This is a genomic window from Exiguobacterium sp. s129 (assembly GCF_018617585.1).
GTDB lineage: Bacteria > Bacillota > Bacilli > Exiguobacteriales > Exiguobacteriaceae > Exiguobacterium > Exiguobacterium aestuarii_A.
Map to the genome: position 1 here is coordinate 1 of NZ_JACSKL010000009.1, position 13909 is coordinate 13909.

Annotated in this window: 12 protein-coding genes; 4 read left to right on the forward strand and 8 right to left on the reverse strand. The window is 45.1% G+C overall.

Going from position 1 to position 13909, the window contains the following annotated elements:
• Positions 1-268 precede the first annotated feature (268 nt).
• The 7 genes from KNO92_RS10580 to dnaA all read right to left on the reverse strand — a co-directional run bounded on the left by KNO92_RS10580 (position 269) and on the right by dnaA (position 10061).
• Positions 269-1258 carry an HD-GYP domain-containing protein gene (locus KNO92_RS10580; protein WP_214696481.1) on the reverse strand — a complete coding sequence of 330 codons (990 nt, stop codon included), beginning with the start codon at positions 1256-1258 and terminating at the stop codon, positions 269-271.
• 57 nt (positions 1259-1315) lie between these two features.
• Positions 1316-3886: a DNA gyrase subunit A gene (gyrA, locus tag KNO92_RS10585; RefSeq protein ID WP_214696483.1), complete on the reverse strand. Its 2571-nt coding sequence runs from the start codon at positions 3884-3886 to the stop codon at positions 1316-1318.
• Between the two features lie 22 nt (positions 3887-3908).
• A complete protein-coding gene (gyrB, locus tag KNO92_RS10590; protein ID WP_214696486.1) occupies positions 3909-5837 on the reverse strand; it encodes a DNA topoisomerase (ATP-hydrolyzing) subunit B in 1929 nt (642 codons plus the stop codon).
• A gap of 49 nt (positions 5838-5886) precedes the next feature.
• Complete coding sequence (gene recF, locus KNO92_RS10595) at positions 5887-7005, reverse strand: DNA replication/repair protein RecF (protein WP_074034078.1); 1119 nt, start codon at positions 7003-7005, stop codon at positions 5887-5889.
• Between the two features lies 1 nt (position 7006).
• The gene (gene yaaA / locus KNO92_RS10600) at positions 7007-7222 is read right to left on the reverse strand and encodes a S4 domain-containing protein YaaA (protein WP_214761212.1); all 216 of its coding nucleotides are present in this window, start codon (positions 7220-7222) and stop codon (positions 7007-7009) included.
• 126 nt (positions 7223-7348) lie between these two features.
• A complete protein-coding gene (dnaN, locus tag KNO92_RS10605) occupies positions 7349-8488 on the reverse strand; it encodes a DNA polymerase III subunit beta (RefSeq protein ID WP_026824743.1) in 1140 nt (379 codons plus the stop codon).
• 193 nt (positions 8489-8681) lie between these two features.
• A complete protein-coding gene (gene dnaA / locus KNO92_RS10610; protein ID WP_214696488.1) occupies positions 8682-10061 on the reverse strand; it encodes a chromosomal replication initiator protein DnaA in 1380 nt (459 codons plus the stop codon).
• Between the two features lie 764 nt (positions 10062-10825).
• Between dnaA and rpmH the strand changes: the two genes are divergently transcribed.
• The 4 genes from rpmH (at position 10826) to KNO92_RS10630 (ending at position 13072) form a co-directional block, all read left to right on the forward strand.
• Positions 10826-10960: a 50S ribosomal protein L34 gene (rpmH, locus tag KNO92_RS10615; protein WP_015880216.1), complete on the forward strand. Its 135-nt coding sequence runs from the start codon at positions 10826-10828 to the stop codon at positions 10958-10960.
• A 154-nt stretch (positions 10961-11114) separates the two neighbouring features.
• Complete coding sequence (rnpA, locus tag KNO92_RS10620) at positions 11115-11459, forward strand: ribonuclease P protein component (protein ID WP_147537828.1); 345 nt, start codon at positions 11115-11117, stop codon at positions 11457-11459.
• A gap of 105 nt (positions 11460-11564) precedes the next feature.
• Complete coding sequence (yidC, locus tag KNO92_RS10625; RefSeq protein WP_214696490.1) at positions 11565-12425, forward strand: membrane protein insertase YidC; 861 nt, start codon at positions 11565-11567, stop codon at positions 12423-12425.
• Positions 12426-12526: 101 nt separating this feature from the next.
• A complete protein-coding gene (locus KNO92_RS10630) occupies positions 12527-13072 on the forward strand; it encodes an HdeD family acid-resistance protein (RefSeq protein ID WP_214761215.1) in 546 nt (181 codons plus the stop codon).
• An 18-nt stretch (positions 13073-13090) separates the two neighbouring features.
• Here KNO92_RS10630 and KNO92_RS10635 read toward each other — a convergent pair whose 3' ends face one another.
• Complete coding sequence (locus tag KNO92_RS10635) at positions 13091-13843, reverse strand: nucleotidyltransferase domain-containing protein (protein WP_214761217.1); 753 nt, start codon at positions 13841-13843, stop codon at positions 13091-13093.
• Positions 13844-13909 lie beyond the last annotated feature (66 nt).

A 13909-nucleotide genomic window follows, 5' to 3' on the forward strand; every position in this document is an offset into this window, starting at 1 on the left:
CCGCCAGCGTTCGTCCTGAGCCAGGATCAAACTCTCCAAAGAATTTGATATAGCTCTTAAATTGACGAAGCTTGCGCTTCATTCAAAAAATTGTAAAACTTATTTTTGCCTCATCGTTCAGTTTTCAAAGTTCGTCTGTCGCTCTTAGCGACTCATTTATAATAGCATCTGACTTTATATTCGTCAACTATAAAAATAAAGTTTTTTAAAAAAGAATAAATAAAGACGATTCCTCTCATTTTTGATGAGAGGAATCGCCAGTCTCTTCTTATTGAAACGATACAATTTTCACTTCAGCCAAACGCGATAAATCATATTCAGTCTCATCCGTATCTTCTATAACAATAGGTCGCTCAATATGATTCGTATAGGCGTGAATCTTTCCCCGCACTCCGCTACTCAATAAAACGGTTCGACCGATTTCATAAAATCCGAGCAACGTAGCGAGAAGCGACAAGGCCTCCTCGTCATAGGCTTTATTCTGCCACATATAGAAGTATGCTTCTTCTGGCGAAAGTGGTTTTCGAAACGTTCGAGGTGCGGTTAACTGACAGAATCGATCAGCGACAATAAATAGAGGAGATGCGGGATTCAGCTCCCGCTCGGTTAGACGTTTTGGAAAACCGGATCCATCTAGACGTTCGTGATGCTCTGTGATCAATTGATAGACACGCCCTCGTAGCGTTTGGTTACTTGGAAGCATCGCTGCCGAGACGAGTGGGTGTTGGTATAGTAGCTCCCTTTCCATTTTTGTGAAATAACGCATATGAGACCATTTTCGAATTTTAGCGTAACTTGCATCAGCGAAATAAGAAGCAATTCCGTAATCAAATTGAAGTTGGTGCTCATCCCCTCGATATTTCGATAAGGCGCGTGCGACGAGTGCTCGATAAATCGCATGGTAGATGACATGGTTTTTTCGCAAAGGTTGATGCGTAAAAAAATGAACAACTGCTGAAAGCGGGAGTTCCTGACGAAATAGTTGATGAATGAATTCTAAACCTTCGTAAGGATTCGGGGCGATTCGCTCTTCCCACTGATTATAATGTTTCTCATATTGTAGAACCTGTTCGCAAAGAAGCTTTTCTTCTATAGAAGTGAAGATGAATTGTTCAACGGGTGCAACATCAATTGCTTCAATCTTTAAGAAACGGAGCAAACGTAGATGTTCATTTGTTAAATGAATTCCTGCCTCTAAGGAAGAAACGGGTGACAATAACGTCATACCAACATGTACAGCGGATAAGTTCAAACGCACGCGAATCCCTCCTATATATGAAAAAGGTCGAACGGAAACACCGTTCGACCTCTCGTCTTACTCATTCACATCAGACGATTCGTCGGCTTCAGGTGCTTCTACCTCAAACCCATTCTCCAAATCGACTGCTGATTCCTCTTCTAACTCATCTTTTTTCAATTTTGCGATAGTCGCTAGACGATCGCCATCTTCAATGTTCATCACTTTCACACCACGTGTGCTTCGACCCATCTGAGAGATAGTTTGCGAATCGATTCGAATCGCAACGCCGTGTTCAGTCATCAACATGATGTCATCATCTTCATCAACAACACGCATACCCACGACTGTTCCACGATCTGTCTTAATTCCAATGATTCCGGAACCGCCACGACCTTGTGTACGGAACTGCTCCATAGCCGTACGTTTCCCGAATCCTTTTTCAGTGATAATCAAGACGTCTTGCGTTGTGCGAACGATTTCCATTGAGACGACTAAATCATCGTCTTTCTTCAAACGAATTGCACGAACACCACGTGCCGTACGTCCCATCGATCGAACTTCTCCTTCGAGAGGGAAACGAATCGACATTCCTTGGCGAGTGACAATCAACATTTCATCATCGCTCTTCGCAAGGCGGACGGTGACGAGCTCATCTGTTTCATTCAAGCTGATGGCACGAAGACCGTTTTTGTTGATTCGAGCGTATGCCGAGAGTGGTGAACGCTTAATCAAACCTTCTTTTGTAATGAAGACAAGAGACAATTGCTCATCTGCCACTTCTTCTTCCGATTCATTTTGCGCATCTTCTGCCACCGTTTGGTTTGCCAGGTAACTATTGAAATCGACAGGAATCATCGTTTCAACTTTTTCACCTTTATCAATTTGAAGCAAGTTAATGATTGGCATTCCTTTTGCGGTACGACTCATCTCAGGAATTTCATATCCTTTAAGACGGAAGACACGACCGAAGTTCGTAAAGAAGAGAATCGTATCGTGTGTCGAGGCTGACAGCAAACGAAGTACGAAGTCTTCATCGTTCGTTCCCATACCTTGTTTCCCACGTCCACCTCGACGCTGTGCGCGGTATGAATCGGATGGAATTGACTTGATGTAACCTTCGCTCGTTAACGTGATCATCATGTCACGAACCGGGATTAAATCTTCATCCTCAAGTTCAACGATATCTGTACGAATCACCGTACGACGTGCATCACCATACCGCTCTTTGATTTCAAGCAACTCGTTGCGAATGATGTCGAGAAGCAACTCCTCATCACCAAGAATCGCACGAAGTTCCTCGATCAACGCTTTCACTTCACGGTATTCGCCTTCGATTTTCTCACGCTCCAAACCAGTCAATCGTTGGAGACGCATATCTAAAATCGCTTGCGTTTGCTCAGTAGAAAGTCCAAAGCGAGCAATCAACTTCTCACGCGCCTCGTCACCAGTACGTGTACTACGAATGATGGCGATGACTTCATCCAAGTGATCAAGCGCAACACGAAGTCCCTCTAAGATGTGGGCACGTGCTTCGGCTTTATCCAAATCGAATTGCGTACGACGACGTACGACTTCTTTTTGGTGTTCGATGTAGTAATAGATGGCTTGTTTGATGTTCAACGTTTTCGGGCGACCGCCTACGAGGGCAAGCATGTTCACTCCGAACGTCGTCTGCATCGGCGTTTGCTTATACAAGTTGTTCAAGATGACACTCGCATTCGCATCCCGACGAACTTCGATGACGACCCGCATCCCGTTACGGTCGGATTCATCACGCAAGTCTGTGATTCCTTCAATTTTTTTATCACGTACCAAATCGGCAATTTTCTCAACGAGACGTGCCTTGTTGACTTGATATGGGATTTCATGAACGAGGATCCGTTCACGACCGTTTTTCAACGTTTCGATTTCGGCTTTCGCACGCATCGTAATCGATCCACGTCCCGTTTCATAGGCACGACGAATCCCGCTGCGTCCCAAAATCTCTCCCGCTGTCGGGAAGTCAGGGCCTGGGATGTGTTGCATCAATTCAGCAATCGTGATGTCCGGGTTATGAGTAAGAGCCAACACCCCATCGATGACTTCATTCAAGTTATGCGGAGGAACGTTCGTTGCCATCCCGACCGCAATCCCGCTCGTTCCGTTGACAAGGAAGTTCGGGAAGCGAGCCGGAAGAACAACCGGTTCTTTCTCTTCACCATCGAAGTTTGGTTGGTAATCGATTGTGTTTTTGCCAATGTCTCGTACGAGTTCCATCGCAATCTTAGACATACGTGCCTCGGTATAACGCATTGCAGCGGCCGAGTCGCCATCGACTGAACCGAAGTTCCCGTGACCGTCGACTAGTTCGTAACGATAACTGAAATCTTGAGCCATACGAACCATCGTTTCGTAAACGGCAGAGTCACCGTGTGGGTGATACTTACCGATCACGTCCCCGACGACACGCGCCGATTTCTTATGTGGCTTGTCCGCACGAATTCCGAGCTCGTTCATCGCATACAAAATACGACGGTGAACCGGCTTCAAACCATCTCGCACGTCCGGAAGGGCACGTGATACGATGACGCTCATCGCATAGTCCATGAACGACGTTCGCATCTCTTGGCTAATATTTATATCCTTGATATTTTCTTGTTCTGCCATTCGTTATTGCCTACCCTTCTTATTAAATATCGAGGTTCTTCACGTAATGGGCGTGAGATTGAATAAAGTCACGGCGTGGTTCGACGTTGTCACCCATGAGCGTTTCAAAAATCTCATCTGCCTCAATTGCATCTTGAAGATCGACGCGAAGCATCGAACGCGTTTCCGGGTTCATCGTCGTATTCCACAACTGTTCAGGATCCATCTCTCCAAGACCCTTGTAACGTTGAACGCTATAACGTGCGTTTTCAGGAAGTTGTGCAAGTGTAGCTTGTAACTCTCGCTCGTTTTGAACATAGATTGTTTCTTTACCGTGCTTCACACCATAGAGCGGTGGTTGCGCAATATAGACGTATCCACTCTCCACGAGTGGTCGCATGTAACGATAGAAGAACGTCAATAACAGCGTACGAATGTGCGCTCCATCGACATCGGCATCGGTCATGATGATCAGTTTATGGTAACGAGCTTTTGATAGATCAAACTCATCCGCAATCCCTGTTCCGAGAGCCGTGATAATAGTCCGAACTTCTTGGTTGGCTAAAATCTTATCAAGACGTGCTTTCTCGACGTTGATGATTTTCCCTCGAATCGGCAAGATTGCTTGGAAGTGACGGTCACGACCAGATTTTGCCGAACCACCCGCTGAGTCACCCTCAACGATGTATAGTTCAGATTTCGAAGCGTCTTTCGACGAACAGTCAGCCAATTTCCCTGGTAATGAACTGACTTCGAGAATACCTTTACGACGTGTCATCTCGCGTGCGCGTTTCGCAGCAAGACGTGCGCGTGCTGCCATCAATCCTTTGTCGACAATAAGACGACCGACTGATGGATTCTCGAGCAAGAATTGTTCGAACGTGTCACTGAATAACGTATCTGTCGCCGTACGAGCATCGGCATTTCCAAGTTTCGTCTTCGTCTGTCCTTCAAACTGAGGTGCCGGGTGTTTGACGGAAACGATCGCCGTCAATCCTTCACGGACATCATCCCCAGAAAGACTTCCGTCGGCCTCCTTCATCAATCCGAATCGCTTCGCATAATCATTGATTGAACGTGTGAGTGCTGTCTTGAAACCAGTCTCGTGCGTCCCACCTTCATGTGTTGGGATGTTGTTCGTGAATGAGTAGATGTTACTTGCGAAACCTTCGTTGTACTGAAGGGCAATCTCTACCTCAATTCCATCTTTCGTTCCGTGCACATACACAGGCTCTTCATGAATCGATGCCTTCGAACGGTTCAAGTGCTCGACGTAAGACTTAATTCCGCCCTCGTAGTGATAATTACGTTCAATCGTCTCATCGCTACGATCATCTTTTGCGACAATCCGTAGCCCTTTGTTTAAGAAAGCGAGCTCGCGAAGACGTGTTGCTAGCAAATCAAAGTCATACTCGAGTGTTTCTTGGAAGATATCGCCGTCCGGGAAGAAGCGGACAGTCGTTCCTGTCGTATCTGTCGTTCCGACGATTTCAAGTTCACCTTGTGGAACGCCACGTTTGAACGATTGATAATACACGTTGCCGTCGCGACGGACGAACACTTCAAGTTTTGTCGATAGTGCGTTAACAACCGACGCCCCTACACCGTGAAGACCACCTGAAACTTTGTATCCGCCACCGCCGAATTTACCACCGGCGTGCAATACCGTGAAAATAACTTCAACGGCAGGTCGGCCTGTTTTCTTTTGAACGTCTACTGGAATCCCACGTCCGTTATCTTCGACAACGATGGAGTTTCCTGGCTCAACCGTCACTGTGATCGTGTCACAATAACCTGCAAGCGCCTCATCGATTGAGTTATCGACAATCTCCCATACTAAGTGGTGGAGACCGCGAGAGCTTGTGGAACCGATATACATCCCTGGACGTTTACGAACAGCCTCTAAGCCTTCAAGAACTTGAATCTGATCGGCGCCATACGCTTGCAATTCTTTTTCGTTTTCATTACTCATCGGTTATTTTCACCTACTATACATGATTTGGTGTTCCTTCTTACCACGATTACACGGATTCTGTTTCGACTTCGCCTTGTTTCACGTGAAACACTTTGGCTTGTTGAATGGTTTCATGTGCGATTCCATCAATGTTTGTCGTCGTCAAAATCGTTTGTACTTTTCGTCCCATCGTATCGAGTAGATGGGTTTGGCGATGATCGTCAAGTTCAGATAACACATCGTCTAATAACAAAAGAGGATATTCGCCAACTTCTTCATGAATCAATTCAATTTCAGCTAGCTTCAATGACAAGGCCGCCGTTCGTTGCTGACCTTGTGAACCGAACGTTTGAACGTTTCGATCGTTTACGTACAATTCAAAATCGTCACGATGTGGACCAAATAAGGTCACACCTCTTCTTCGTTCGTTCTCTCTTATTTTATCAAACTTTTGACGATACGTTTCAAACATCTGTTCTTTTGAGAAACGTTCTTTTTGGAACGTGTCAGAAACGTATTGAATCGTCAGTGTCTCTAACTCACGTGTGATCCCAGAATGAATCGGATTAGCCCATTTTTCGAGTTGATCGATGAAATGATAGCGTCTCATCACAATCTTCACGGCGAGTTCAATCAATTGGTCCGTCAATACTTCGAGTAACGTCTCGTCCCCACCCTTTGTGGATAACTGCTTCAACAAGGCGTTTCGCTGTTTTAACGTCTTCAAATATTGATTGAGCTCATGTAAGTACACGGGACTGACCTGACCGATTTCCATATCTAAAAATCGCCGTCTCCCTTGTGGACTGCCTTTGACGATGGCTAAGTCTTCAGGGGCGAACAAGACGACGTTAAATGCGCCGACATAGTCACTGAGACGACGTTGTTCTAAATGATTGAGCTTTGCTTTTTTTCCTTTAGGAGAAAATGAGAGACTCTGCACCGATTCGCCGGTGCGTTTATGAATCCGTCCTTCGATACTTGCGGCATCAGCTTCCCAACCGATCAATTCTCGGTCTTGTGTCGTCCGATGCGATTTTGCGAGCGCAAGTACGTAAATCGATTCGAGAAGATTCGTTTTTCCTTGGGCATTCTCACCAATTAGAACATTCGTCTGTTCTGAGAAATCTAGCTCGAGGGTTTCGTAGTTGCGATAATTTTGCAATCGGATCGACTTTAAATGCACGTCAGTTTCCCTCGATTTGATATTCCCCGAAGCCTTCGACCTCGATTGTATCTCCATCTCTCAATTTACGACCACGGCGTTGATCCTGCTCACCGTTCACTTTGATCATGACATCTTCTAAAAAGAACTTTGCTTGTCCCCCACTTGAGATGATGTCTGCGAATTTTAAAAATTGTCCGAGCGTTACATACTCGGTTGTAATCGACACTTTTTCCATGTCGTCACTTCCTTTCTCACATGCTGATCTGAAAAAATCGCCATACATATTAGTTTATCGAAAATCGTCGAATAAGGCAAAAAGAGGGATGACAAGGTCAGACACCTCATCATCCCTATCCGCTGCTTACGATGTGCGGACTGGTAAAATCAGTTGAAGAACGCTATCTTGCTCAACCGGTCGTAGAATGAACGGTCGCATCGAACCCGTGAACTGGATTTCGATTTCAGATGCATCGAGCGCACGAAGCGCATCCATTACAAATTTAGAGTTGAAGGAGATTTTCAATTCTTCCCCTTCAAGCGATAAGATGCTGACACGCTCAGACACTTTACCGACTTCAGGTGAATGTGAAGATACTTCGACTGCTGTCGTATCTTCCGCGACAAATTTAATCACGTTGTTCCGGTCAGCACGTGCTAAGAGTGACGCACGATCGATGGCTTGTAAGAATTCTTTCGCATTCATGCGCACCGCTGTACGATATTCTTCTGGAATGAGGCGTGACGTGTCTGGGTACGCCCCGTCTAACAAACGCGAGAAGAATGAGATGTTTTTCATGCGGAACAAAATCTGCTGGTCCGTCAGCACGATTTCAATCGGCAACTCTTCACGATCGAGCAATTTAGCGAGCTCGTTGAGCGAACGACCAGGGACGACGACATTTTGGAACGTCAAGTCGTTATCTGTCTCAAAACGAGCACGACGAAGCGCCAAGCGGTGGCTGTCTGTCGCTACACATGTGAGGAAGCCTTTCTCAGCAGAGAAGTTGACCCCTGTTAGAACGGGGCGTGTCTCTTGTGAAGAAACAGCGAAACTCGTCTGACGGATGATGGTCTTCAAGAGATCCGCTGGTAGATAGAAACGACGGTCGCTCGCAAGTTCTGGCAGGCGAGGATATTCGTCCGGGTCGAGACCGTTCAAATGGAATTCTGCCTGGCCAGACTCAATTCGTGTCATGAAGTTTGGTGACACTTCGAGTGTGACTTCGTTCGTCGGCAACTTCTTCACGATTTCTCCTAAAAAGCGCGCATTTAATACGACACTTCCAGCACGCTGAATTTGAATGAGTTCGATTCCACCTTCTTCGATTGGGATCAAACGTTCAATCGAAATTTCAGTATCACTTCCTGTCAGTGTTAAACCGTCCGCATGAGCTTCAAGCTTTAAGCCTGTCAAAATCGGAATGGTCGTTCGTGAAGCCACAGCTTTTGATACATCTTGTACGGCTTGCATGAATACATCTCGTTGAATCGTTAAATGCATGTGGATAATTCCTCCTAAGGTGAAATGAGTCATTTACTAATAATAATAGTATTAATTAAGTCATAATAGTAATAAGGGCTGTGGATACTGGGGATAAGTCCCCTAAAGCATACGTATGAAGCCATTTCGCCTGTGAATAACTTGTGGATAACTAAGGTGGTTTATCCACAGGATATCCACAGAGAATCCATCATCAGTTAGACAGTGCTTTTTTCAACGTTTGAATCGTCTCTTGCATTTCCACATCGTTTTTCAGAAGCGTGCTAATTTTCTCATGTGCATGAATCACAGTCGTATGATCACGCCCTCCAAACTCTTCCCCGATTTTCGGTAATGAACTCTCCGTCATCTCACGAGATAGGTACATCGCGATTTGACGTGGGAATGCCAACGTTTTTGTGCGTTTTTTCGAGTTCAACTCTTCTACTTGAATGTTGAAGTGTTGACCGACGATTTCTTGAATGTCACGAATGACGATCTTCTTCGCTTCCTGGACCGGCATGATGTTATGAAGCGCTTCTGCTGCTACGTCTGGGTCAATCGGTCGCCCAACTAGTTTTGCGTAAGCGACAACGCGTGTCAATGCCCCTTCTAGCTCACGAATGTTCGTATCGATTTGATTCGCAATATAAAGCATGACCTCGTTTGAGATATCGAGACCTTCAGCAGTCGCCTTTTTACGGAGAATCGCAATTCGTGTCTCGAGGTCAGGTGGTGTGATATCCGTAATGAGTCCCCATTCGAAACGCGAACGTAGGCGATCTTCTAACGTCGGAATTTCTTTTGGTGGTCGGTCGCTTGAAATGACGATTTGTTTCTGATCATTGTGTAGCGCATTGAAAGTGTGGAAAAACTCTTCCTGCGTTTGTTCTTTTCCTGCTAAGAACTGAATATCATCAATCAGCAACACATCGATGTTCCGATAGCGATTACGGAACTCGCCTGTTTTATTGTCTCGAATAGAGTTGATGAATTCATTCGTAAACTTTTCAGAAGAGACGTACGCAATCCGAGCTCCTGGTTTTTGTCCTTTTACGTAATGACCAATCGCATGCATCAAATGCGTTTTCCCGAGTCCGACTCCCCCGTAAATGAATAGCGGGTTATATGCACGTGCCGGTGCTTCAGCGACAGCGAGTGATGCGGCGTGGGCAAACCGGTTCCCCGATCCGATGACAAACGTCTCGAAGATATATTTGTCATTCAGCTGTCCGAGATCCCCTTCCTCTTTTGAAGGTAATGGTAAAGGCTGTTCCCTTGTTTCCGTCACGGCAATGGATTCTTGTGACGATCCATCCGCTGGAGCATACTTGTGTGCTTGAGATTCTTCAATAAAATGAATTTCGAGCTTATTGTTTGTGATTTCTTCGACCGTATCTTGTAAAAGTGACAAGTACTGTCGCTCTAACCACGTAACGATAAAGCTGGCCGGTGCCGACACAACGAGTGTCGTTCCCATCAGTGATACCCCTTCGGTTGATTTCAACCACATGTCAAAACTAGCTTTTGGAGTTCGTTCCTCTTCTTCAATCACAGATAAAACGTTTCTCCAAATCTCGCGAGCATTCTTCAATGAAAGACCTCCTTTACTCACATGTTTGGTAAAACTTATTCACACGATATACACATACACTATTCTATAGTAGAAACTAGGGTTATCCCCAAAGAACAAAAACTGTGGATAAAGTTATCCACATGGTGTTCATTATGGGGATAACACTTATCCACAGCCTGTGTATATCTCGGAATCACGAATTGTTCATCCACAAGTTTGTGCACATTCAGTTTAGCAAAATAAAATAGACGTGGCAATGCTTTTCGGTATTTATCCACAGACAAAGAAAAGTATCCACACCCACTTATCCACATGCTGTGTGTTTTGTGGATAAACTGTGGATATGTTGTGGATAAAGGGGTTTGGATAGAAAGGTCATTGAAAAAGTTATGCACAAAAGAGGAGGAAGTGAATTGAGAGAAAGTTTTTGTAAAAGAAGAAAATGAAAAAATAAAGAATTTAGACATGAAAAAAGAAGAGTTATTCACATATAAATGTGGATAACTTCGTGAATATGTGGATAAAATGGCTCAACATCGCTATTTATAAAGACCGTTTAAGAAATACGTAAAGGTTTCGTATCAATCTGGTTCCATACAAGCCGTTCTAGACAAAGTTAAACGATCCCAAATGACACCTCTCAATCACGTGATCTCCCCGATTCGAAAACCGTTCGAAAATACATTGACAATTGTTGATTCGATTTATATAATCTTAAAGACTGCCTTAAATGAAACTATAACTTGCTAATAGAGCGTTAATCTTGAGGAGGTGCTGTAACCATGAAACCAACTTTCAACCCTAACAACCGTAAGCGTAAGAAAGTTCACGGATTCCGTGCACGCATGGCGACTAAAAACGGTCGCAACATTCTTGCTGCTCGTCGTCGTAAAGGCCGTAAAGCCTTGACTGTATAATTTCGAATGAAGATTGCCCGGGGATCCTTTCCTCGGGCAATTTTTTAGTTTGTCACAGAAACGTAGCATTTCATGGATTCTCCCTCGTTCAAATGATGCGGATATGATATGATGTTAGTTGACGATTTTTGAAGCGAAGGATGGAGTGAGAATTTTGAAAAAAGAATACCGCCTGCAAAAGAATGAAGAGTTCCAAGCGGTGTTTCGCGAAGGACGCTCCGTGGCCAATCGTCAGTTTGTCGTCTACACGCTCAAAGCGGATCAAACGCATTTCAGAGTGGGTCTTTCTGTCAGCAAAAAGCTTGGAAATGCTGTAGAACGAAACCGCATGAAACGATTGATGCGTGAGTCGCTTCGCTTGCTTGAACCGAACGTTGCGCCGAATGATTATGTGATCATCGCCCGGAAGCCTGCGACCGCATTGACGCAGTCGGAAGTGACCGAGAGTTTGAAACACGTATTCAAACGAGCAAAGGTTTGGCAAAAACAAAGCCGGTGACCATGACAATCTGAATTTGTTCTCTCATATAATCAGAGTCTTATAAGATTGCCCGATCGACGTGTGCGTTAAAAAAGAATTGATAAAGAAAGCGTAGGAGGAACTATGAGCAAAAAGCTAAAATTAGGATTACTCGCTGCCATGACTGCGGTCATTATGCTGATGGCAGGCTGTGTGGATCCGTCTACCATCCAAGCCGAACCAATCACGGCTGACACAGAAGGTTTCTGGGCGAAGTACTTTGTATGGCCGCTCGCATGGCTCTTGAAGGAAGTTGCTTATTTAGTCGGTGGCCCATGGCAATATGGGATTTCAATCATCATCGCGACAATCATTGTTCGTTTGTTGATTCTCCCGCTCATGATCAAGCAGACGAAGAGTATGGGTGCGATGCAAGTCTTGCAACCGGAAATGTTGAAGCTTCGTGAGAAGTACAGCTCAAAAGACCAAGAAACACAACGTAAACTCCAAGAAGAGATGATGAAACTTTATCAAGAATACCAAATCAACCCGCTCGCAGGTTGTTTGCCAATCTTGATTCAAATGCCGATTCTCTTCGCGTTCTATGATGCGATTCGTCGTACTCCTGAGATTTTCGAAGCGGACTTCTTATGGTTCGACCTCGGTGCTCCGGACCCAACGTTCATCTTGCCGATTTTAGCGGCAATCTTGACGTTCGTTCAACAAAAAATCTCAATGGCGGGTCAAGAACAGAACCCACAATTGAAGATGATGCTTTACATCTTCCCGGTCATGATTTTCATCATGTCGATCAACCTTCCAGCCGCGCTCTCATTGTACTGGGTAGTCGGTTATATCATCTCAATCATCGTCACGATGGCAATCATGCTTCCGATGCGTGAGAAGATGAAGGTTGCAGCAGAAGCGAAAATCGCTGCGAAAGAAGCAGAGCGTGCAGCGCTTGCTGAAGAAGAGAAGAAAAACAAAAAGAAAAAACGTAAATAATCGTTAGGCTGGGTGTCTTCTGACACTCAGCTTTTTTTGTGGGATTGTATGTCGAGAAGACGGGAATAATGAAAGAAACGGGTAAATGGAGGTGTGGAAACATGGAGGCATTTATTCATCGTGTAGAACGTTCGACGTTATGGCAAGCAATCCTTTACTTTGTGCTCGGTGTTCTTATTCTACTGTACCCTCGATTTTTCTTTGATGTCATGGTGTACGTGATTGCTGGATACTTGGCGATCATGGGCATATGGATGATCTTTCAGGGAGTTCGCAGACGACAAGGCGGATTACCGCCAGCTTTCTTTATGGGTCTCATCTATTTGATTTTGGCAGCGGTCGTCTTTTTCTTCGCCGAGACGCTGGCTAGTCTACTCCCGATTTTAATCGGGGCGCTGTTTTTATTTGGAGGAATCATTCGCCTCATTCAGGCGCTCGGTTACCGTCAATCGATGGCAGGACGATGGCTCTGGTTTTTGATTGGCAGTCTATTGTGGATTGGTGTCGGGATTCTCATGTTGACAAATCCGTTCAGTAGCCTACTTGTCCTATTCCAGCTTTTCGGTGGAATCCTCATCGCCATTGCAATTCTAGAATTGTTCCTCTATTTCACGATTCGTTCGACGAAACGACAAGCACGTTACTAAAAAACAAACCGTCCTCTTTCAAGGGCGGTTTGTTTCTCGTTGAAGCAACTGTTCCATAAACGATCCGAACACATTGTAGCCGGATAAGGATTGGAAGAAAGGGTGTTCTTCTTTAAGTCGCTCGATGTAGAGTCGGGCGGCTTTTTCATGATTCGCTGGGGTCAATTGATTATAAAATGGATGTAGGTCGATTTCTTGTCGCTGCGTCATATCCTTTAAACCGAGGGAAGCCCGATCCGGTGTATGGTGAGCGGCTAACACATATGCAAAATGGACCATTCCTTGACGAAGCATTTCGGCTGCCCAAATGTCGTTACCGCGATTTCTTGATTTCGTATATTGGAAAAAGAACCAAACGGTGTCGAAGGCATGGTCACTGATTGCTGCTTCGTCTAACTGCAAGGAAGTGGCGTGTCTAGCAAGTCGCTGTTGTGGGTCGTAGATCACATGAATCGAGTCTTGATGGTTCAACGTATCTTGCGTGACCGTGAACAGGTCGAGGTGAAGAAAATCGTCGAATACGACGATGAGTTGTGGCGCAACGATGTGAATCTCGTCTTTTAACAGAATCGGACGGTAGGCGTTTAAATGCTCGAGGCGTCTAGATAGAAAGGAGGCCTCCTCATCGGGGTGCACCATGACATAAAGGTCGATATCTGAATGCTCATCGGCTTCTCCCCTGCCGAAAGAGCCTTTCAAAAAAATTGCTTGAACTGCCTCATCCTGTTTTAATCGTTCCGTAATGAGTTGAATCGCTTCCTGTTGCTTCATGTTCATCCCTCTCGTCTCTGTCAATATATTCCTTTATTGTACGAAAATAATGATAGGAACTGCAAT